At 67.6% G+C, this 21,613-nt stretch carries 22 protein-coding genes; 17 read left to right on the top strand and 5 right to left on the bottom strand.

The genetic code is table 11. From position 1 onward, the window contains the following. Positions 1–2: 2 nt before the first annotated feature. Both deoC and GQ464_RS16690 read right to left on the bottom strand, forming a co-directional pair. Complete coding sequence (gene deoC, locus GQ464_RS16695; RefSeq protein ID WP_272493482.1) at positions 3–683, bottom strand: deoxyribose-phosphate aldolase; 681 nt, start codon at positions 681–683, stop codon at positions 3–5. A gap of 263 nt (positions 684–946) precedes the next feature. Then, positions 947–1,888: a diacylglycerol/lipid kinase family protein gene (locus GQ464_RS16690; RefSeq protein ID WP_166973910.1), complete on the bottom strand. Its 942-nt coding sequence runs from the start codon at positions 1,886–1,888 to the stop codon at positions 947–949. Between the two features lie 97 nt (positions 1,889–1,985). Between GQ464_RS16690 and GQ464_RS16685 the strand changes: the two genes are divergently transcribed. The 4 genes from GQ464_RS16685 (at position 1,986) to GQ464_RS16670 (ending at position 6,057) form a co-directional block, all read left to right on the top strand. Further along, positions 1,986–2,915 (top strand): ABC transporter substrate-binding protein, encoded by a 930-nt coding sequence (locus GQ464_RS16685; RefSeq protein ID WP_166973907.1) that lies wholly within the window; start codon positions 1,986–1,988, stop codon positions 2,913–2,915. Further along, a complete protein-coding gene (locus GQ464_RS16680) occupies positions 2,912–3,958 on the top strand; it encodes a FecCD family ABC transporter permease (protein ID WP_228350384.1) in 1,047 nt (348 codons plus the stop codon). Before GQ464_RS16685 ends, GQ464_RS16680 begins: the two co-directional genes overlap by 4 nt. Positions 3,959–4,135: 177 nt before the next feature. Then, positions 4,136–5,176 carry a polyprenyl synthetase family protein gene (locus GQ464_RS16675; protein ID WP_166973904.1) on the top strand — a complete coding sequence of 347 codons (1,041 nt, stop codon included), beginning with the start codon at positions 4,136–4,138 and terminating at the stop codon, positions 5,174–5,176. Between the two features lie 137 nt (positions 5,177–5,313). After that, entirely contained in the window at positions 5,314–6,057 is a 744-nt protein-coding gene (locus GQ464_RS16670; RefSeq protein ID WP_166973901.1) for an MBL fold metallo-hydrolase, read from the top strand. 12 nt (positions 6,058–6,069) lie between these two features. Here GQ464_RS16670 and GQ464_RS16665 read toward each other — a convergent pair whose 3' ends face one another. Continuing rightward, positions 6,070–6,711, bottom strand: coding sequence for a 2OG-Fe(II) oxygenase (locus tag GQ464_RS16665; protein WP_166973898.1), 642 nt, complete (start codon positions 6,709–6,711; stop codon positions 6,070–6,072). A gap of 280 nt (positions 6,712–6,991) precedes the next feature. On the opposite strand from GQ464_RS16665, the gene GQ464_RS16660 reads away from it, so the two are divergent. From GQ464_RS16660 to GQ464_RS16600, 13 genes are all read left to right on the top strand, one after another. Next, positions 6,992–7,720: a hypothetical protein gene (locus tag GQ464_RS16660; RefSeq protein WP_166973895.1), complete on the top strand. Its 729-nt coding sequence runs from the start codon at positions 6,992–6,994 to the stop codon at positions 7,718–7,720. Between the two features lie 105 nt (positions 7,721–7,825). After that, on the top strand, positions 7,826–8,293 hold the full coding sequence (locus GQ464_RS16655) for a hypothetical protein (protein WP_166973892.1): 468 nt from the start codon (positions 7,826–7,828) through the stop codon (positions 8,291–8,293). A gap of 166 nt (positions 8,294–8,459) precedes the next feature. Then, positions 8,460–8,654 carry a general stress protein CsbD gene (locus GQ464_RS16650; RefSeq protein WP_166973889.1) on the top strand — a complete coding sequence of 65 codons (195 nt, stop codon included), beginning with the start codon at positions 8,460–8,462 and terminating at the stop codon, positions 8,652–8,654. Positions 8,655–8,810: 156 nt separating this feature from the next. Then, positions 8,811–10,505: an acyl-CoA carboxylase subunit beta gene (locus GQ464_RS16645; RefSeq protein ID WP_166973886.1), complete on the top strand. Its 1,695-nt coding sequence runs from the start codon at positions 8,811–8,813 to the stop codon at positions 10,503–10,505. A 153-nt stretch (positions 10,506–10,658) separates the two neighbouring features. Further along, positions 10,659–11,207 carry a translation initiation factor IF-3 gene (infC, locus tag GQ464_RS16640; RefSeq protein ID WP_228350383.1) on the top strand — a complete coding sequence of 183 codons (549 nt, stop codon included), beginning with the start codon at positions 10,659–10,661 and terminating at the stop codon, positions 11,205–11,207. A gap of 215 nt (positions 11,208–11,422) precedes the next feature. After that, entirely contained in the window at positions 11,423–11,617 is a 195-nt protein-coding gene (gene rpmI, locus GQ464_RS16635; protein ID WP_166973883.1) for a 50S ribosomal protein L35, read from the top strand. Positions 11,618–11,716: 99 nt separating this feature from the next. Further along, the gene (rplT, locus tag GQ464_RS16630; protein ID WP_166973880.1) at positions 11,717–12,064 is read left to right on the top strand and encodes a 50S ribosomal protein L20; all 348 of its coding nucleotides are present in this window, start codon (positions 11,717–11,719) and stop codon (positions 12,062–12,064) included. Between the two features lie 195 nt (positions 12,065–12,259). Further along, a complete protein-coding gene (pheS, locus tag GQ464_RS16625) occupies positions 12,260–13,270 on the top strand; it encodes a phenylalanine--tRNA ligase subunit alpha (protein WP_166974057.1) in 1,011 nt (336 codons plus the stop codon). A 57-nt stretch (positions 13,271–13,327) separates the two neighbouring features. Beyond that, a complete protein-coding gene (pheT, locus tag GQ464_RS16620) occupies positions 13,328–15,793 on the top strand; it encodes a phenylalanine--tRNA ligase subunit beta (protein ID WP_166973877.1) in 2,466 nt (821 codons plus the stop codon). A gap of 66 nt (positions 15,794–15,859) precedes the next feature. Beyond that, the gene (locus tag GQ464_RS16615) at positions 15,860–16,225 is read left to right on the top strand and encodes a hypothetical protein (RefSeq protein WP_228350381.1); all 366 of its coding nucleotides are present in this window, start codon (positions 15,860–15,862) and stop codon (positions 16,223–16,225) included. A 36-nt stretch (positions 16,226–16,261) separates the two neighbouring features. Then, positions 16,262–16,552, top strand: a complete 291-nt coding sequence (locus GQ464_RS16610) for a cell division protein ZapA (RefSeq protein ID WP_166973874.1) — start codon at positions 16,262–16,264, stop codon at positions 16,550–16,552. A gap of 455 nt (positions 16,553–17,007) precedes the next feature. Beyond that, entirely contained in the window at positions 17,008–18,708 is a 1,701-nt protein-coding gene (gene rny, locus GQ464_RS16605) for a ribonuclease Y (RefSeq protein ID WP_166973871.1), read from the top strand. A 28-nt stretch (positions 18,709–18,736) separates the two neighbouring features. Further along, the gene (locus GQ464_RS16600; RefSeq protein WP_166973868.1) at positions 18,737–19,846 is read left to right on the top strand and encodes a DUF2156 domain-containing protein; all 1,110 of its coding nucleotides are present in this window, start codon (positions 18,737–18,739) and stop codon (positions 19,844–19,846) included. Positions 19,847–19,854: 8 nt separating this feature from the next. Here GQ464_RS16600 and GQ464_RS16595 read toward each other — a convergent pair whose 3' ends face one another. Beyond that, on the bottom strand, positions 19,855–20,754 hold the full coding sequence (locus GQ464_RS16595) for a 1,4-dihydroxy-2-naphthoyl-CoA synthase (protein WP_166973865.1): 900 nt from the start codon (positions 20,752–20,754) through the stop codon (positions 19,855–19,857). A 165-nt stretch (positions 20,755–20,919) separates the two neighbouring features. Further along, positions 20,920–21,549: a superoxide dismutase gene (locus tag GQ464_RS16590; RefSeq protein WP_166973862.1), complete on the bottom strand. Its 630-nt coding sequence runs from the start codon at positions 21,547–21,549 to the stop codon at positions 20,920–20,922. Between the last annotated feature and the right edge of the window lie 64 nt (positions 21,550–21,613).

The raw sequence follows: 21,613 nt of genomic DNA, 5'->3' as shown, positions 1-21,613 counted from the left end.
GTTCAATAGCCCTGGCCGTTGGCCTGTAACCCCTTGATGATCTCGACGGAGGCACTGGCACCGATGCGGGTGGCGCCGTGGGCGATCATGGCCTCGGCCGCCTCCCGGGAGCGCACGCCGCCGGACGCCTTCACCCCCATACCGTGCCCGACGACCCGCCGCAGGAGGGCCACGTCTTCCACGGTGGCCCCGCCGCGCGAGAAGCCCGTGGAGGTTTTCACGAAGTCGGCTCCGGCATTCTGTGCGAGCACGGCCGCAATGACCTTCTCCTCGTCGGTCAGCAGGGCCGTCTCCAGAATCACCTTCACGATGATCCGGCCGCCGGCCCGGGCCGTCTCGACGACGGCGCGGACGTCCCGCTCGGTGTAGTCGTAGTCACCGCTCTTCAACTTGCCGATGTTGAGCACCATGTCCAGTTCGGTGGCGCCGTCCCGGATCGCGTGCTCGGCCTCACAGACCTTGGCCGCCGTCTGCGTGGCCCCGAGGGGAAAACCGATGACCGTGCACACGGCGACGGGCGTTCCCCGCAGTAGCCCGGCGGCCACCGGCACCCAGCAGGGGTTGACGCAGACGGAGGCAAAGCAGTAGCGCCGGGCCTCCTCGCAGAGCCGGTGCACGTCCGCCTCCGTCGTTTCCGGCTTCAACGCCGTATGGTCGATCATGCGCGCCAGCGGCGGGGCCAGCTCGCACGCGTCGAACCCCATCTGGTCCGGCTTGTCCGCGCAAACACCGAAGCGACAGGCCCCCGCACGCACCATCCGTTGCAGGGCCGTCTGCAACATCCGGTCGGCACCGCCTTCCGGTCGAACGCGCGCCTCCAGACGCCGGACGATCTGCTCTTTGTCCCCCTCGTTCATTCTTCAAAACGTTGTATGTGCACCGGTGCCAGAGATAACGTCCGCACCGACGCACGGTTCTCTCCGGCCTTCCGGGGAATATAGGCATCTCAGGGTTCCGCCGGCGGTGAAGACGGCATGAGCACGCGCAGCCCGGCCGGCACCACGGAAAACTCGACGGCCCTGGCCTTCCGGGTGAGCACCTCCCCGTCGGCGTGAAGGGGCAAGGGGGCGTCACTTCGGAGGTGACAGGCGACGGTGCGATGCAGGCGCACTTCGCGCGCCCCGAGATGACGCCCCAGCAGGGCCAGCGGCAGGACGGACAGGATGCGTGCCGCCGGGGCCGCCTCGACGGCGAGCACGTCCAGCAGGCCGTCGTCGAGGCACGCACGGGGGGTGAGCCGGATGCCGCCGCCGGAGCTGACCCCGTTGCCGGCCGTGACGAGCAGCAGCGGCCCGTCGTACCAGACGGCGCCGGCGGCATCGCAGGCCCCCTCCACCAGCCGCACGACGGGCGCTTTCCACCCCCGCAGCGCCCGCACTACGGCGGCCAGGTACGTCGCACGACCACCCCGGCGGCGCACCCCCCGGACCGCCGCGGCCACCGTGGCGTCGAACCCCACACCGGCAGCATTCAGAAAGATTGCTTCGAAGCCCGTGCCGGCCTCATGCCAGCGTATCCGGCCGTAGTCGACGGCCGCCGGCACGGCCCGCGCCAGCACCCGCACCGCTGCAACGGGGTCCCGGGGCATACCGAGCGCCCGTGCGAAATCATTGCCCGTACCGCACGGAATCACCCCCAGGGCCGCCGGCGCATCGCTCGCGATGATTCCCCGCCCGGCCTCGTGCACCGTGCCGTCGCCCCCCACGACGATGACCGCGTCCGAAACAGCCGCGGCGGCCCGTGCCAGCTCCACGGCTTCCCCCGGCGCCGTCGTCGCGTGCCAGCGGGCAACGAGCCCGGCCGCCTGAAAAGCCGCCTCCAGCAAGGCCCGCCGGCGACCTGCCCGCCCGCCCCCGGCCACCGGGTTCAGAATGACGCTGTACCGCATAGCCCCTCCGGTGAAGGATCCGCAAACATACGGCACACGGCTGTATTTTGGCGCGTGAATATTCGATTTTGCGTCCGTCAACCCGCCCGCCGCTCCGATGCCCCCGTTCCGACCGTTTCTCCTGCTGTTTCTGCTGGCGGCGTGGTCCGCCGGATGTGGGGACCATACCGCACCGCCGGCCGGCACGCTCCGCTTCACCGACGACCTCGGCCGCACGGTCGCACTCGAGCGTCCGGTACGGCGTGTGGTGACGGTGGCACCGAGCCTGACCGAGATCGTCTTCGCCGCCGGCGCCGGCGACCGGCTCGTCGGCGTGACGACGGCGGACGACCATCCCCCGGCCGTGGACACCCTGCCCCGCTTCAGCGCCCTGCCGGTGAACTTCGAGGCGGTGGCGGCGCTGCAACCGGACGTGGTGCTCGCCACCAGCCAGATCAACAACCCGCGTGACGCCGAGACCTTTGCCGCGCTGGGCATCCCGATGGTTTTCTTCTCGTTCCGGACCCTCGACGACGTGACACGCGTGCTCCGGTCGGTCGGCATGCTGCTGGACACCGGGCCGGCCGCCGAGGCCGCCGCCGACTCGCTCGAACGCCGGATCGCCGCCCTGCGCGCCCGCACGGACACCCTCTCGTCGCGTCCCCGCGTCCTCTTCCTCATCGGCGATGAAACCCTCTTCGCCTTCGGGGCGGGCAGCTACATCCACACGCTGATCGCGCTGGCCGGCGGCGCGAGCGTCACGGCAGACCTGACGACCGAGGCGCCCATCCTGAGCGACGAGTTCGTCCTCACCGCCCGTCCGGACGTGATCGCCGGCGCCTTCGGGGAGGATTACGACCCGGCCCGGCTCCTCGAACGGCACCCGACGTGGCACGTCGTCCCGGCCGTGCAGGCGGGGCGGATCTACGGCTTGCCCCCCGCCCTCTTTCTGCGCCCCGGCCCCCGGCTCGTCGAGGGAGCCTACCGCCTGGCGGCGCGGTTGCACCCCGGTCTCCTCCCGGATACCGCAGGAGCGGGATCGCCATGAGCAAGCTGCTGATGGGACGCGGGACGTGCCCAACCGCTGCCGGCCTCGTCGCACTCATCGTTCTCTCGGTGGGTGTGGCCGTGTCCTTCGGCAGCGAGCCCGTGTCGCTGGCGGACGTCTACGGGGTGCTGCGCCACCGGCTTACCTTCGGCGGGGGGCCTGCGCCGGAGCCGGTCGTCGAGCAGATCGTCTGGCATCTGCGGCTGCCCCGGGTCCTCCTGGCGATGGTCGTCGGGGGCGGGCTGGCCGTCATCGGCGTAGCGATGCAGGCACTCGTGCGCAACCCGCTGGCCGAGCCGTACATCCTGGGCATCTCGAGCGGAGCCTCCGCCGGTGCATCCCTGTTCTACCTGGGCTTCCTTCCGCCGGTGCTCTCGCGGGCCCTCACGATGCCGCTGGCGGCCTTCCTCGGCGGGTGGCTCTCGATCACGGTCGTCTACCTGGTGGCCCGGACGGGGAGCCGGGTCTCCGTGGCGCGGCTGCTCCTGGCCGGCGTGGCTATGTCGGCGCTGATGGCCTCGATCACCTCGTTCGTGACGCTCGTCTCGCCCGACCCGAACCGGCTGCGGGCCGTGCTGTTCTGGCTGCTGGGCTCGCTCAGCGGGGCCCACTGGACCATGCTGCCCTTTCCGGCGGCGGCGGCCCTGCTGGGCCTGCTCGTCATGACCGCCCTGGCCCGCCCGCTCGATGCCCTGCTCACGGGCGAAGAGCCTGCGCGGAGCCTGGGTATCCCCGTCGAGACCATCAAGCGCCTGTTGATCCTGTTGGCGGCGCTCGTGACGGGCACACTGGTGGCCGCCTCCGGGGCCATCGGTTTCGTCGGGCTGATCGTGCCGCACGCCGTCCGCACGCTCGTCGGCGTCGCACACCGGCGCGTCGTCCCCCTGAGCTTCCTGGCCGGCGCCCTCTTCCTGCTCTGGGCCGACCTGGCCGCCCGCGCCATCCTGCCCGCCCAGGACTTCCCCGTCGGCATCATCACCGCCCTTACGGGCGTCCCCTTCTTCCTCGCGCTGCTGCGCCGGAGCACCTACCGGTTCGGCTGACCCGCATGGTGCGAAGGGGCGGGGAGGCAGAAGATGGCTGTGCCGGGTTTGGGCCCTCCCGACCCGGAACCCCACGTGGCCCGTGCCTTCCTCGATCAGAGGTCCTCCCCAAACTTCTCCTGCGGGGCGGCGTATATGCTTTCGTCGTTTCAAAAAATTCTGAAAGTGCCCCGCTTCATGCCAGAGACCACGTCGGTTCATCCGGGCGATGCCAGCCCGGCCAACGCCCTGCGCCCGCTCGACCGTGACGTTTCGCTGTCGGACGTGCGGCGGCCCGTCGAAGCCGAGCTCGACCACTTCCGGCGGTATTTCCGCGCGGCGATGCGCACCGACGTGGGCCTGCTCGACCGGGTGGTGCAGTACGTGCTCCGCCAGAAGGGCAAGCGGATCCGGCCCGTCCTCGTGCTGCTTTCGGCCAAGGTGTGCGGCGGCATCACCGAAACCAGTTACCGGGGCGCCGCGCTCGTCGAGCTGCTCCACACCGCCACGCTCATCCACGACGACGTGGTCGACGATGCCGAACGCCGGCGCGGCCTCTTCTCGATCAACGCCCTCTGGAAGAACAAGATCGCCGTCCTCCTGGGCGACTTCCTCCTGAGCCGCGGCCTGTTGCTGGCCCTCGAACACCGGGACTACGCCCTGCTGCACACCGTCTCGGATGCCGTCCGCCGCATGAGCGAGGGCGAGCTGCTCCAGATCGAAAAAACCCGTCACCTCGACATCGACGAACCCACGTACTTCCGCATCATCTCGGACAAGACGGCCTCCCTGATCGCCGCCTGCACGACGTGCGGCGCCATTAGCGCCACCGACGACGAGGACGAGATCGCACGCCTGCGCACCATCGGGGAAAAGCTCGGCCTGGCCTTCCAGATCCGGGACGACCTCTTCGACTTCGGCGTGCAGGACGTGGGCAAACCGCTCGGCATCGACCTGCAGGAGAAAAAGATGACCTTGCCGCTCATCCATGCCCTTCGCGAGGCCGACGACGCCGAACGCCGCCGGATCCTGAAGATCGTCCGGCAAAAAAAGAAAAGCCGCGCCGACGTGCGGGCCGTGAGTGCCTTCGTGGAACGGCACGGCGGCATCGACTACGCGCGGCGCCGGATGACCGAACTGGCCCGGGAAGCCCACGCGCTGATGACCACCTTCCCCCCCACCGAGGCCCGCGACGCGCTGATGGACCTGGCCGTCTACATCATCCAGCGAAAAAAGTAGGCACATCTCCACGCGCTTGTGTAGATTTTGCGCGTGGCCCTGCGGCATAGACGGATGGGGACACGGGCTTTCACCGTTCTGCCCTGCACCGCCCCGCCGTGTCCCCGCATGCTCCGACCTGGTACACCACCGTTTTCATGCCCACGCTTCACCTGCTCGGGACCGGTGCGGCGCTCACCGACCCGCACCGGCATACCACCATGCTGGCCTTCTCCGACGGCGCCTCTACGTTCGTCATCGATTGCGGCGGCGACGTCGTACAGCGGATGCTGGCTGCCGGCCTCGACCTGAATACCCTCTCCGGCCTTTTCATCACGCACGAACACCCGGATCACGTCAGCGGCTTCCCGCTCTTCATCGAAAAGATCTGGCTTTCCGGACGTAAGGCGCCCCTGCCGGTCTACGGGATTGCCCCGGCCCTCGAACAGGCCTGGCGGTGCCTTTCCGCCTTCAACATCGGGCACTGGGACATTCCGGAGCTGCTCTGGCGTGAGATCGACCTGGCCGAGGGAGCCCCCGTCTTCGAGGACGCCGCCTGGCGTGTGACGGCCTCACCGGGCGTGCATACGGTCCCCGTCACCGGCGTGCGCGTCGAGAGCAAGGCCAGCGGCGGGGCCGTCGTCTACTCGGGCGACACCGAGCCGTGCGAGAGCATCGCCCGGCTGGCCCGGGGAGCCAACCTGCTCGTGCACGAGGCCAACGGGCCGGGCTACGGCCATACCAGCCCCGTAGACGCCGCCCGCATCGCCGCCCGGGCCGGGGTGGAACGCCTGCTGCTGACCCACCTGCCGCCGGGCCTCTCCGACGCCGACCTCACCGACGCCCGCCGGCACTTCGCCCGCACGGAGCTGGCCGAAGAGCTGGATACACGCGCGTTTTAGCCGGCCCGGCCTTCAAAAGACCGACGGGCGACGCAACCAGCCGGTCAGGCTCAGCCGCTCGCGCCGGGTAGGCAACACCTCGTGATAGATCGTGTCGCTCCGGAAACAGACGAACGTACCCGCCTCGGGCCACACGTCGACCGGGGCGCCGGCCTCCGGATACAGGCGCAGCTGGCCCGCCTCCTCCGGGCGCCAGCCCACATTCAGGTACAGCAGGCAGGTGAGCATACGATGCCGCGTGGCGGCGAACTGGTCGAGATGCTTCTTGTAGAACGAACCGGGCGGATAGACGGCAAAATGCGCCTCGAAGTCGCGCAGGCCCAGGTAGAGCGTGCGGTTGACGTAGTCGCGCAGCCGTGTGATGATGTCCCAGTAGGGGACGACGGCCGGCGGCAACGCGGCGGGATCCAGCCAGAGGATGCGGTCGCTGCGGACCTCGGGGCGCACCGCACGCTCCGCCCCCTGCCCCACGCCGGCCCGGTGGTAGTCGCCTGCTTCCCAGGCCGCCTGCGCCGTCCGGATCAGCCCGCCCACGACCTCCGCCGGCACGACGTCGTTCCGCACGGACCAGCCCTGCACGACCAGCTCCTGCACGACGGCCTCGCACACGGCCCCGGCCTCCACCGTGCCCACCTGCACTTCGCCTGCCTGCATACGCCTCCTGCTCCACCGAAGGAACTCGAACACGGGAAACGTGACGGGGCGACCGGCCCCGAAAACGGAAGCGATAAAGCCCGTTGCCGGACTGCCGGTTCCCGCGGCGGCCCGCAAAATTTTTTCGGCCCCGTCGCTCCCCACCTTCTGCCCTTCCTTCAGCCGCTGGGGATCCGTCCGATACACTTAAAAACAGGCTTTCCAGCGGGATGAAGCAGAACCCGGATGCTTTCCCGGCGTTGATCTTCCCGCATCCAACCCCGGCCAAACACGACGTGCCATGACAGGACTCAGCCTCGAGCAGTTTCTGAGTGCCGGTTCTGATTTCGAACAGGCGCAATACCGGATCCTGGGGCAGTTGAAGCGGATCCGGCAGGCCTTCTCGCGCAACATCATTTATCCGTACCTGGGCGATCTGATCCACCTGTACCAGACCCTGCAGACGGTACAGGGGCGGCTGGATGATCTCCGGCAGGCGCTCCCGGGCGAGATCAAAGGGATCGACCTGGAGACCCGGCGGCTCATCTATGAGCGCCCCGATGCGGAACGGGGCCACCTGGCCCTCGTCGAGGACCTGATCACGTGGGCCCTGCCCCTGATCCAGGATGCCATCGAGGAGGGACGCACCATCTTCGAGTTCGTCGAGGAAAACCTGCACCTGGAGGAGGTGGGGCTGGTGCCGTCCTACGTCGAGGAGGGCTATGTGATCGTGCCGGATCGACCGGCGCGGCGCCTGCACATCCTGCAATACAACCTGTCCATCTTCACGCAGGCCGACGAGCGCTACCGGAGCCTGCGCACCACCCACGTCAAGACGATCGACCTGGCCGGCATCGAGCCGGCCCCGCAGGGAATCAAACTGGCGCTGCTGGCCGAGCGGCCGGATCTGCCCAACCCGGCGACGTTCTTTGTCGAGAGCACCCTGGACTTTCCCTACGAGCCGACGCTGTTGCCCGTGGCGAAGCGTAAGCTGATTCGCCACCTGTTCGAGCCGGGCGGCAAGGCCTGACCCACACCCCGGCGGGGCAGGCTGTTAAGAAGTCATGCAGGCTTCTCCGTTTTACCCGGAAACCCCTATCTTCAGGGTGTTTCTCTCGTTCAACCCGGGACCGGTATGCTGCTCCTCAAGTCGCTCTTCGTCCTCCTGCACATCGTCGCCGCGGCGGCCTGGTTCGGGCTGGGGTTGCGCCTGAACGCCCAGGCCCGGCTGGTCGTCCGCCTGGGTGGGGAACCCGGTCATACGGCCGCCGAAGACCTGCTACGCACCGTGCGGCAGCTCCGGCTGTTCCTGGTCCTCACCTTGCTGTTTGCCCTGGGGGCCTTTTTCGCCGGCGGCGGTTTCCGCGTCTACGGGCCGGTCTACCACACCAGCCTGCTGCTCCTCGTCGTGCTGCTGCTGCTGCACACCTTCCTGGTACAGCCCGCCGCCCGCGGGCTGCTCGGCGCCGTAGCCCGCGAAGATGGCGAGGCCTTCACCCGGCACCAGAAAAAGCTCTCGATGGGCACCGGCCTCGGTCATCTCCTGTGGCTCGTCGTGCTCATCCTGATGCTCTGGCCCGGATATTTCCAGATCGCCCTCTGAACGCCGCCTCCTTTTTGCGGAAAAGAGAAAAGCGGCGATATACGCACGACGGTTCGAATTGAACCCGGCTAAATAACGAAGTTTCAGTTAAAATGAAACCCGCCGGGGCCTCTCGTTGTCTCTAGACAAGATCGTAGTCTTCCCTGGACCCTATCACGGAGGTAATATGGCGACCGAGTCCATGAACGAAAGCTGGCGGCGTGTCAAGTCCCAGATCCAGTCGATCTGGAGCGAGCACGAGTTCGGCGACAAGGAGATGAAGAAGGCGCGCGGGAACCTGAATAAAATGGTGAACCTCATCCACGAAAAGACGGGCGAACCCCGTTCGGAAATCATCCAGAAGATCTCCGCATTCCTGTAAGGGTCCCTGCCCCTCCCGCCCCGATCCCCCTCGATGGAGTACCCCCCAGCCCGGACCACGCCGGCCGGGCTTTTTTTTGGCTGCTCTGCAAGCTAACTTGGGCCCCCGTCTTCCGGCGGCTTTCCATTCCGCCCTCGTCATCGTCCCCCTGTGTTCATGACCGCCGTGCCCGTCTCTGCTTCCCTCGGCGCCCCGGCGCCCACGGACCAGCCCGCCTTTCAGGAACGTGCCGCCCGCTACCGGGCCCTGCTCGACGAGCTCCGGCAGGCCGCCGGGCGCATCCGCCTGGGTGGCGGCCCGAAACGCATCGAGCGGGAGCACCGGCGGGGCAAGATGACCGCCCGCGAGCGGATTGCCGCCCTCGTCGACGACCCCGACGACTTCATGGAGCTGGGCCTCTTCGCCGGCGACGGCCTGTATGAGGAGGAAGGCGGATGCCCGGCCGGCGGCACCGTCATGGGCCTGGGACACGTCTGCGGGCGGCTGTGCATGATCGTGGCCAACGACGCCACCGTCAAAGCCGGCGCCTGGTTTCCGATCACGGCCAAAAAGAACCTGCGGGCCCAGGAGATCGCCCTCGAGAACCACCTGCCCATCATCTACCTGGTCGACTCGGCCGGCGTCTTCCTGCCCATGCAGGACGAGATCTTTCCCGACAAGGAGCATTTCGGGCGCATCTTCCGCAACAACGCCGTGCTCTCGAGCCGGGGGATCCCGCAGATCGCCGCCATCATGGGGAGCTGTGTGGCCGGCGGGGCCTACCTGCCCATCATGAGCGACGAGGCCCTCATCGTCGAGGGAACCGGCTCGGTCTTCCTCGCCGGCCCCTTCCTGGTAAAGGCGGCCATCGGCGAAGACGTGGACATTCAGACCCTCGGCGGCGCCCAGACGCACTCCCAGATCTCCGGCGTAACCGACTACCAGATGCCGGACGACGCGACCTGCCTGGCGACGATCCGCGACCTGGTGGACAAGCTCGGACCCCGCCCGCGCTTCGGCTTCAACCGCACCACCCCGGCCGAACCCGCCTACGACCCGCACGAGATCTACGGCCTCATGCCCCCCGAGCCCCATCTGCCCTACGACATGTACGACATCCTGGCCCGCCTCGTCGACGCCGGAAGCTGGACCGAGTACAAGGCGGGCTACGGCAAGTCCCTCATCACCGGCTATGCCCGCATCGACGGGTGGAGCGTGGGCATCGTGGCCAACCAGCGTAAGATGACCCGCGCCCGCATGGGCAAAAAGGCCCACACGGACGAGCTGCAGGCCGGCGGCGTCATCTATTCGGATGCCGCGGACAAAGCCGCCCGCTTCATCATGAACTGCAACCAGAAGTACATCCCGCTGGTGTTCCTGCAGGACGTAACCGGCTTCATGGTGGGCACCCGGGCCGAGCACGGCGGCATCATCAAGGACGGCGCCAAAATGGTCAACGCCGTGGCCAACTCGGTTGTGCCCAAGTTCACCATCGTGGTGGGCAACTCGTTCGGGGCGGGCAACTACGCCATGTGCGGCCGGGCCTACGACCCGCGCCTGATGCTGGCCTGGCCGACCGCCCGCATCTCCGTCATGGGCGGGCAACAGGCCGCCCGGACCCTGCTCCAGATCCAGATCGCCAAGCTCAAACGCCAGGGCAAGGAACCCTCCGAAGAAGAGCAGCAGGCCCTGCTGCGCGCCATCGAAGCCCGCTACGAGGAACACATGCAGCCGCGCTACGCCGCCGCCCGGCTCTGGGTGGACGAGATCATCGACCCGGTCGACACACGCCGCTGGATCAGCCGGGGCATCGAGATGGCCGACCACAACCCCGAACGGCTACGCTTCAACGTGGGCGTCATCCAGACCTGAACCCCGCGGGAAACCTCCGACCGGCCTCCGGCGTCACGTTTCTTTACCGAAACGCCGGTTTCCAGAAAACACCGGCGGTTTCGGCCCGAACGGTAGGTATCCTCTGTTTTTTTGCTTTAATTTTCCGCCGGCGAGCGGCCCCCTGCCCTCGCCGTGTCCGTTCCACCAAACCGCCAGAGAACCATCGCTACGAAACGAGTACGCATCAACGAACAGATCCGGGCCCCCCGGGTGCGCGTGGTCGATCCCCAGGGCAACCACGGCATCTACGACCTCGAAGACGCGCTGCGCATGGCCCGCGAGCAGGAACTCGACCTGGTCGAGATCGCACCGAGTGCCGACCCGCCGGTCTGCAAGATCATCGACTACGGGAAGTACCGGTACGAGCAGCAGAAGAAAGAGAAGGAGCAGCGGAAGAAGTCGCAGACGGTCGAGATGAAGGAGATTCGTTTCGGCCCGCACACCGACACGCACGACTTCGAGTTCAAGACCAAGCACGCCCGGAACTTCCTCGAAAGCGGGAACAAGGTGCGCGCCTATGTTCAGTTCCGGGGCCGGAACATCATCTACAAGGACCACGGGATGGACCTGCTCCGGCGCTTCATCGAGGAGTTGTCCGACCTGGCCAAGATCGACCAGCCCCCCCGGATGGAGGGTCGCCGGATGACGACGATCCTGGCGCCGCACAAGAAGAAAACGTGAGGCCACCGGTTCGGGATGCCGGCTTCATGGGAAATTCCCTCCCGCCGGCCGGGGCAGGGGGAGAGGTGTGTTGCACGCGCGGTTCAAAAACCGTAGTTTTCAAGGCTCATAACTTCCTGTGAGAGCGGGGCTCCGGACCTGGAACACCGCTCTTTTCACATGGTTTGAGCACGACCTCGCCCGCCGGGCGCATACGTTGGACCAGAGGTGTCGATATGCCCAAGATGAAAACCAACAGCGGTGCGAAGAAGCGGTTCAAGCAGACCGCTTCGGGCCGCCTGCGCCGCAAGAAGGCTTACCACAGCCACATTCTGACGAAGAAGTCGCCCAAGCGCAAGCGTAACCTGCGCACGAGCACGCTGGTCGACGCGACCGACGAGGCGCGCATGAAGCGCCTGCTCGGGCGCTGAGGCGTCGCAGCCGGCGCACCCGGACGCGCCCCCGCGTTTCGTGCCACACCGGGCACGGGACACGCATCCCCAGGAGAACCCGCAAGCTTTAGGAGAACCATGCCACGCGCAACGAACAACGTCGCCTCGCGCCGGCGCCGCAAGAAGATCCTGCAGATGGCCAAAGGCTACTGGGGTCGCCGGAGCAAGATCTACACGGTCGCCAAGCACGCGGTCGAGAAGGCATTGCAATACCAGTACCGGGATCGTCGCCAGCGCAAGCGCCAGTTTCGCCGCCTGTGGATCACGCGCATCAACGCGGCCGCCCGCCTCAACGGCACCACATACTCGAAGCTGATGGGAGCCCTGCGCAAGGCCGACGTCCGGCTGAACCGGAAGGTGCTGGCGGACCTGGCCGTGCACGATCCGAAGGCTTTCACCCGCGTCGTCGAGGAAGTCCGGTCATGACCCCCTCCCCGCTCCACCGATTTTTCACCGGCTCGCTCCTGCTCGGTCTGTAGACAGGCGGTGCCGGCCGGCCCTGTTCGTGCGCCCCGGGCGCACCCTCGTCCCGCCCCTGTTTCACAGGCCCGGCGGGATTTTTTTGTTCGCCCCGGCCCGGCAACGCACCATCGAAGGGACTCCATGACAGAGAACATCACCATGCCCGACCAGTTCGAAGCGCTGCGGCAGGCCATCGAGGCCGCGCCGCTCGACTCGGAGGAGGCGGTGGACCGCTTCCGGATCGCCTACCTGAGCCGCAAGCAGGGGCGCATCACCGAGTTGTTGAAACAGATCCCCTCGGTCCCTCCGGACGAGCGGAAGGCTTTCGGCCGGCAGGTCAACCTGCTCAAGCGCCGCGTCGAGGAACGGATCGAGGAAGCGAAGGCACGCCTCCGGACGGCACGCACCACTCCGAAACCCGAGATCGACCTGACGCTCCCGGGAAGACGCCCGCTCACGGGCTCGATCCACCCGCTCACCCGGACGCTCGAAGACATCAAGCGGGTCTTCGGCAGCTACGGCTTCGACGTGGCCGAAGGACCCGAGATCGAGGACGACTGGCACAACTTCACAGCGCTCAACTTCCCCCCGGATCACCCGGCGCGGGACATGCAGGATACGTTCTTCCTGGAACCCCCGGACCGGCCCCATGGCGGCATCCTGCTGCGCACCCATACCTCTCCTGTGCAGATCCGCGTCATGGAGTCGCAGCCGCCGCCCTACCGCGTCATCGTGCCCGGGCGTGTCTACCGCAACGAGTCGATCTCCTACAAATCCTACTGCCTCTTTCACCAGGTCGAGGGCCTGTGTGTGGACGAAGGCGTCACCCTGGGGGATCTCAAACAGATCCTTCACGTCTTTGCCCGGGCCCTCTTCGGCGACGACGTGAAGATGCGCTTCCGCCCGAGCTTCTTCCCCTTCACCGAGCCAAGTGCCGAGGTGGACATCTGGTGGCCCGACCCGGCGGATCCCGCCGGCGGCCGGTGGCTCGAAATCCTCGGTTGCGGCATGGTGGATCCCAACGTCCTCGAAGCCGTGAACGTCGACCCCGAGCGCTACACCGGGTACGCCTTCGGGATGGGCATCGAACGCATCGCCATGCTCCGTTATGACATCAAGGACATCCGCCTCTTCTACGAGAACGATGTCCGGTTCCTGGAACAGTTCTAAACCAGGCCGCCGGCTCCGGGCCCGGCCGGAGACCTGCGGCCCTCCACGTGCTTCACCATGAAAATCAGCTATTCCTGGCTCAAGGACTACGTAGACCACGGCCTGTCCCCCGAGGCACTTGCCGACCGGCTGACGATGGCCGGGCTCGAGGTGGAGGCCGTGGAGGCCACCGGCCCCGCGTTCGACGGCGTGGTCGTCGGGCACGTACTCGAGGTGGCCTCCCACCCGAACGCCGACCGGCTGACCCTCTGCCGGGTCGACCTGGGCGACGGTGTGACCGTACAGATCGTCTGCGGGGCACCCAACGTGGCCGCCGGGCAGAAGGTGCCCGTGGCCACCCCCGGCGCGGTCCTGCCCCACCCGAAGCACCCCGGCAAGACGTTCAAGATCGAGCAGGCCAAGATCCGGGGGGCGGTGTCGATGGGGATGATCTGCGCCGAAGACGAGCTCGGCCTCTCCGACGACCACAGCGGCATCATGGTGCTGGACGAGGACGCCCCGGCCGGTCAGCCTTTTGCAGAATACCTGGAAGCCCGGGGCCGGGCGGCCCGCGACGTCGTCCTGGATGTGGCCGTCACCCCCAACCGCCCCGACGCGGTCAGCCATCTGGGCGTGGCGCGGGACGTGGCGGCACTCGTCGGCGCCCCGCTTCGGCGCCCAGAGGTGCCCCTGCCCGAGCCCGGCGGCGAGGCGGCCCGGCACGTCCACGTCACGATCGAGGCGCCGGAGGGGTGCGGCCGGTACGTGGCGATGCTCGTACGCGGCGTCACCGTGCGGGAGTCCCCCGCCTGGCTCCGGCGCCGGCTCGAAGCCGTCGGCCTGCGCCCGCGCAACAACATCGTGGACATCACCAACTACGTGATGTACGAATGCGGCCAGCCGCTGCATGCGTTCGACTTCGACCGGATCGCCGGGCAACGGATCATCGTGCGCTTCACCCGGCAGGAGCAACCCTTCGTCACGCTGGACGACAAAACGCGGCACCTGCCGGCCGGCACGCTCATGATCGCCGACGCCGAGCGGGACGTCGCCATCGCCGGGGTGATGGGCGGGCAGAACTCGGAAGTCGGTGAGGCGACGACGAACGTCCTGATCGAAAGCGCCTACTTCGACCCCGCGACCATCCGGCGCACGGCGAAGGCCCTGCAGCTCGCCACCGACGCCTCCTACCGGTTCGAGCGGGGCGTGGACCCCGAGGGGCAGGTCTGGGCCGCTGCCCGGGCGGCCCACCTCATGGCCGCGCTCGGCGGGGGCGAGGTCGTTCCCGGCCTGGTGGACGTCCATCCCCGGCCGGTGCCGCGTCGCACGGTCCGGCTTCGCCTGCACCGCCTCGCCCGCATCCTCGGGGTGAGCATCCCCGGCGAAACGGTGCAGCGCCTGCTCACGGCCATCGGCTTCGAACCGGCCGAGGAAACGCCGGGCGTGCTCGCGTGCCGCGTCCCTTCGTTCCGGCCGGACGTGGAGCGCGAAATCGACGTCATCGAAGAGGTGGGCCGCCTCTACGGCTTCGACCGGATCCCCGAACCGACCCATTCCGCCCTCCCTGTCTTCACCCCGCGCGAGGCGCCGGCCCACACGCTCCGGCGACGCACGCTGGCCCTCCTGAGCAGCCTGGGCTACCGGGAGGTCTATACGAACTCGATGATGCGGCGCGAGACGGCCGAACGTTTCTTCGCGCCGGCCCTGCTCGGGTTCTCCGGCGTGAAGGGCCTCGTCGAGACGCTCAACCCGATCTCACAGGAGATGGCGGCGCTCCGCCCCACCCTCCTGCCCGGCCTGCTCCAGGTGATGGCGCACAACCGGAACCACGGGCAACACGTCCTCCGCTTCATGGAGTTCGGCCACGTCTACTTCCGCTCGGACGACGGCTCCTACGTGCCCGGCTATGCCGAACACGAGACGTTCCTCCTCGCCCTCAGCGGCCCCCGCACGGGTATCCGGTGGGACGAACCGCCCCGCCCGGCCGACTTCTTCGACCTCAAAGGGGACGTCGAGGCCCTGCTGGAGATCCTGCGCGTGCCGGACGTGACCATGACGCCCGACCACACGCCGGGACCGCTGACGGCCTACCGCCTCACCGTCCACAGCGGCAACGTCCACCTGGGCTACCTTGCCCGCCTGGCCGATGCGCTCACCGAAACGTACGACCTGAAGGAACCCGTGTTCGTGGCGGAGTTGAACTGGCAGGCGCTCGTCGAGCGGGCGGCGCCGTTCCTGCAGGAACGCTACGCGGAGATCAGCCGCTTTCCCGTCGTAGAGCGTGACCTGGCCGTCCTCGTCGAGCGCGACCGGCCGGCCGGCCTCCTGCTCGAAACGATCCGCCAGGCCGGGCGCCCGCTGCTGCAGCAGGCCACCGTCTTCGACCTGTATGCCGGTCCGGGTATCCCCGAGGGCAAGAAAAGTGTGGCCTTCGCCCTGCGCTTCGGCGCCGACCGCACCCTCACCGACGAGGAGGTCGATGCCTGCATGAACACGATCCTGGAGCGGCTGACGGCGGAACACGGAGCCGAGCTCCGGCAATAGCCGTATATTGGGCCGGGGCCGGCCTCGCCCACGACGGCCCGGCGTCTTCACGAAACTGACCGCACCATGAACGACCGGTCCAAGAAAGGCAACCACCGCGCCACCGCGCCCGAGAACGAAAACCCGGCCGAGACCGGGGCTCAGACATCGGACCCCACCGCCGCACGCAAGCGCCGGGGCCCCATCCACCTGAAAAGCCGAAAATCGCTGGAACGCCTGCGCGCACGGGTGGAGGAAGCCGCCCGCGAGCTGCACCGCCTCCGGGCCGAGAACGAGCGGCTCACCGAGCGCATCGCCGCCCTCGAAAGCCGCGACCCGGCCCCCCGCCTCGGCCTCGACGAAGACCCGGCCGTGCTCGAGCGCAAAATCAAGGGCTTCATCGAAGCCATCGACCGCTACCTCGAAGCCGAAGCCGAAGACGGCCCGGCCTGAACGGCCCCGGACCACGACCGCATGCCCCTTCCCGCCATGGAAAAAACCATTCGCGTGCAACTGCAGGGACGGAACTATGGCCTCCGCGTTGCACCGGAACTGGAAGACCGGATGCGCGCGGCAGCTGCCTACGTCGAGGAAAAGCTCGACGCCTTCCGGACCGCCCATCCCGAGCAGAGCGAACTGACGGCCGCCCTGATGACAGCCCTCGCCCTCGCCGACGAGCTCTTCGCCGCACGCGAAGGCTTCACCGCACAGGACGAAGCCCTCACCAACGACCTCGACCTGCTGAACGAACAGCTCCGCGAGGCCCTCGCCGGTCCCTGAGCCGCCCGGCGCCGCGGTGCGAAAATCCCGCGAACGCTTGCACCCCGCCCGGCCGCCCCTCTATATTGGTCCCGGGCACAGTCCCGCAACGAACGCACAAGTAAGAACCTTAACAGCTTTACTTGAGGGAGCCCCCCTTCGGGTTTGGACAACAGGCCACATCCCCGGCCTTCCGGGGTTTTTTCCCCTGTCGGAAAAGCCGTGGAAGTTGCGAAGAACCCGAGCGGCACCCACTGTGTGGTATGAAGGAGGTTCTTCATAACCCTTCGTTGCGGGCCGGTGCCGGCCTTTGAGGCCATGCCCCGGTAGGACCCGGACCGGTTCCGGAACCTATCGGGGCATTTTCTATTTGTGTACTGTCTTCGGCGCCCCGGGCCTACACGCTCCGGCCACACCGCTCCCGGTCTCCGGGGCCTTTTTCCCGCGGCGCCTCTTTCACCAACATCCTGACGACCATGGACGTATTCGGCGTTGTCATCGGCGCCGTCGTGATGGTCGCGCTTGGCATCGGGATCGGCATTGCCGTAGATAGATTCCTCCTCAAACGGCTGGGCCTCAACCAGCTCGCACAGGCCAGGGAACAAGCCCAACGCCTGCTCGCCGACGCAGAAAAGGAGATCGAACAGCTCCGTTTCGAGCGCATCGAAAAAGTCGAGGCCGACCTGAAACGCCGGGAAGACGCCCTGGCCGAGGAGACGGCAGAAGCCAGGCGCGCCCTGCGACGATCTAAAGAAAGACTCGAGCAGCGACAGGAAAAGCTCAACCGGCGCACCCAGAAGATCAACGAGCGGGAGAACCTGCTCCACAAGGCGACCGACGCCATCGAGGCCCTGCGCAAGGAGGCCGAGCAGATCCGCCTCCGGGCCGACCTGCTGCACGGAAAAGCCACCGCCCTCTCGGAAGAGGCGCGGGAGCGTTACGAGGACGTCGTGCGGCGCGAGCAGCAGCTCAAAGCCCTCGAGGACCGGCTGGAAGCCGAACGGCAAGAGCTGGCACGGATGCACGAGGAGCAGCTCCGCAAGCTCGAACAGGCCTCCGGTCTGAGCCGCGAAGAAGCCCGGCAGGCCCTGCTCGACCAGTTCATCGAGGAGGCGCGGCTGGAGGCGGCCTCTCAGATCAAGGAGATCCGCGACGAAGCCCGGCTCCGGGCCAACCGCGAAGCCCGCAAGGTCATCCTGACGGCCATCCAGCGTACCGCCGCCAGCCACGCCATCGAAAACACCGTCTCGGTGGTCAACATCCAGTCCGACGAGATGAAGGGGCGGATCATCGGGCGCGAGGGGCGCAACATCCGCGCCTTCGAGGCCGCCACCGGGATCGAGGTCATCGTGGACGACACCCCCGAGGCCGTCATCCTCTCCGGCTTCAACCCGGTCCGCCGCGAGATCGCCCGCATCGCCATGACGCGGCTGATCCAGGACGGGCGCATCCACCCGGCCCGGATCGAAGAGATCGTTGAGAAGACCCGGGCCGAGATCGAGGAGGAGATCGTCGAGACGGGCGAGCGGACGGTGATCGACCTGAACCTGCACGGGCTGCATCCGGAGCTGATCCGGTTCGTCGGCCGGATGCGTTACCGCACAAGCTACGGGCAGAACCTGCTGGCCCACTCCATCGAGACGGCACGCATCGCCTCCCTCATCGCCGCCGAGCTGGGCCTCGACGCCGGGCTGGCCCGCCGGGCCGGGCTTCTGCACGACATCGGCAAGGTGGTCGAGGAGGAGATCGAGAGCCCGCACGCCATCGTGGGGATGGAACTGTGCCGCAAGTACAAGGAGGACCCGGTGGTGTGCAACGCCGTCGGCGCACACCACGACGAGATCGAGATGACCTCGCTGATCGCGCCCGTCGTGCAGGCGGCCGATGCCATCTCCGGAGCCCGCCCGGGCGCCCGGCGGGAGGCACTCGAAGCCTACATCAAGCGCCTGGAAAAGCTCGAAGCGCTGGCGGCGTCCTTCAAGGGCGTCGAGCGGGTGTTCGCCATCCAGGCCGGCCGCGAGATCCGCGTCCTGGTCAACCACGACCTCGTCTCCGACGCCCAGGCCGAACAGCTGGCCGTAGACATCTCCCGGAAGATCCAGAGCGAGATGCAGTACCCCGGCCAGATCAAGGTCACCGTCATCCGCGAGGTGCGTTCGGTTTCCTACGCGAAGTAGTACACGGCACCGGACCCCATGGCCGCCGATGTCCTCCGATCTGGAACGGGCCCGGGCGCTCATCCTGGCTTTCGGCACGGGCACGACCTGTTATCAGATCCTGAATCCGGGATTCACCCTGTGGTTCTCGGAGGCGGGCGATGCGGTGGTCGGCTATGTGCCGTACCGGAACGTCCGGGTGGTAGGCGGCGAGCCGGTCTGCCCCGGACACCGGCTCGCCGACGTGGCGGCCGAGTTCGAACGGGACGCCGGCCGTGAGGGAGCGCGCGTGTGCTACTTCGGAGCGGAAACCCGCCTGCGCCGGATCTACCGCCCGGTGCCGGCCGGGTATCCGTCACCCCCCTCCCGGGACGCTGCCCGTCATGCGATCCTGCCCATCGGGGGACAGCCCGTGTGGGATCCCCGCCGGTGGCCCGAGATGCTGCACGGGCATGCCTCGCTGCGCGCTCAGGTGAACCGGGCCAGGAACAAAGGGGTGACCGTGGCGGAGTGGACGCCCGAACAGGCGCGGGACAACCCGGCACTCCGGCAGTGCCTGAACGCGTGGCTGGAGACACGGGGGCTCCCGCCGCTCCACTTCCTCATCGAAACCGACACGCTCGCACGGCCGCTGGACCGCCGCTTCTTCGTCGCCGCGTGCCGGGGCCAGGTGATCGCATTCCTCGTGGCCGCCCCGATTCCGGGCCGGCGCGGCTGGCTGGTGGAACAGATCGTCCGCGGACACGCCGCCGTGAACGGCACGTCGGAGCTCCTCGTAGATGCCTGCACACGGGCGGTGGCACAGGCCGGGAGCCGGTGCCTCACGCTTGGCCTCGCCCCCCTCGCGCGGCGCCCCGGCACCACGGAGCACCTCCCCCCGCTCTGGCTCCGGTCGGCGCTGGGGTGGATGCGCGCCCACGCGAACCGCTTCTACAACTTCCGCGGGCTGGAGGCCTTCAAAGCCAAGTTCCGGCCCAGCACGTGGGAACCCGTGTTCGCCATCGCGAATGCACCGGCCATCAGCCCGGCCATGCTCTATGCCGTCGCCGGTGCGTTTGCCGGCGGCCCGCCCGGACGGCTCCTCGCCCGCTCCCTCACCCGCGCCCTGCAACACGAGACCGCACGCGCGTACCGGCACGTCCGGCACCTGATACCGTAAAAAAGGTCTCAGTAATACCAGGGGAAGCGACGGTAGTCCTGCTCGCGCTTCTCGAGGAAGGCGTCCCGGCCTTCGCGGGCCTCGTCGGTCATGTAGGCCAGGCGGGTGGCCTCGCCGGCGAAGAGCTGTTGCCCGATGAGGCCGTCGTCGATCAGGTTGAAGGCATACTTGAGCATCCGGATGGCCGTCGGGCTTTTCCGGTTGATCTCGGCGGCCCATTCGAGCGCCACGGCTTCGAGCCGTTCGTGTGGCACCACCGCGTTGACCATTCCCATCCGGAAGGCTTCCTCGGCGGTATAGTCGCGCCCGAGGAAAAAGATTTCGCGGGCGCGCTTCTGCCCCACCATGCGGGCCAGGTACGCCGAGCCGAAGCCGCCGTCGAAGCTGGCCACGTCCGGGTCGGTCTGCTTGAACAGGGCGTGTTCGCGGCTGGCGAGGGTCAGGTCGCAGACCACGTGCAGGCTGTGCCCGCCGCCGACGGCCCACCCCGGCACGACGGCGATGACCACCTTGGGCATGAAGCGGATGAGCCGCTGCACCTCCAGGATGTGCAGGCGCCCCATGTGGGCTTTGGCCGCCGGGGAGCTGTCGTCGCCTGCCTCATACTGGTAGCCCGAGGGCCCCCGCACCCGCTGGTCGCCCCCGGCCGAGAAGGCCCATTTGCCGTGCTTCTTCGACGGCCCGTTGCCCGTCAACAGCACGCACCCCACGTCGGGGGTCTGGCGGGCATGGTCGAGCGCCCGGTACAGCTCGTCGACGGTCTTGGGGCGGAAGGCATTGAGCACCTCGGGCCGGTTGAACGCAATCCGGACCGTCCCCTGCTCCCGCGCCCGGTGGTAGGTGATGTCTTCGAACGAGAACCCTCCCACCTCCACCCATCGCTCCGGATCGAACAGCGCAGAAACCATACGGTGTCGTTATTTCTTTTGGTGTGAAACGGACGAAACGCAATATACCGGCGAGGCGGGTGCCGGGCCCGTGAAAATTCAGAAACCCGAAACCACAGAGAAAAGGGCAGCGGAGGCGCGTGCTCCCCTGCCCTTTTCTCGCCAGAATGTTACCGCCTGCCCGCCTCAGCCGGCGACGACGGCGCTGCGGGCGGCCTCGTAATTTTTGGCGACCTGCGCCCAGTTCACCACGTTCCACCAGGCGTTGATGTAGTCGGGGCGACGGTTCTGGTAGTGCAGGTAGTAGGCATGCTCCCACACGTCCAGCCCCAGGATGGGCGTGTGGCCCTGCATGTAGGGGCTGTCCTGGTTGGCGGTGCTGTAGAGACGCAGCTTGCCGTCCTCGTCGACGACGAGCCAGGCCCAGCCGCTGCCGAAGCGCCCGGCGGCCTCGGCCGCGAACTTCTCCTTGAAGGCGTCGAAGGAGCCGAAGGTCTCGTTGATGGCCTCGGCCAGGCTGCCGCCCGGGGTGCCGCCCCCGTCGGGCGACATGATGGTCCAGAACAGGCTGTGGTTGGCGTGGCCGCCGCCGTTGTTCCGCACGGCCGTGCGGATGCGCTCGGGCACCTGATCGATCCCACGGAGCAGGTCCTCGATGCTCTTGGCCTGCAGGTCCGCGTGCCCTTCGAGCGCCTTGTTGAGGTTGTTCACGTAGCCCTGATGGTGCTTCGTATGGTGGATCTCCATCGTGCGCGCGTCGATGTGCGGTTCGAGCGCATCGTAGGGATACGGCAGGGGGGGAAGTGTATGTGCCATGGTTCCTCCAGTTTTGAGTGATCCGTTGCGATGGGTTTCGCTTTTTTCAACGGATCAACGGGCG

This window comes from Rhodocaloribacter litoris, assembly GCF_011682235.2.
GTDB classification, from domain to species: domain Bacteria; phylum Bacteroidota; class Rhodothermia; order Rhodothermales; family ISCAR-4553; genus Rhodocaloribacter; species Rhodocaloribacter litoris.
The sequence above is the reverse complement of the archived record's forward strand: the minus strand, read 5'-3'. Positions and strand labels throughout refer to the sequence as shown.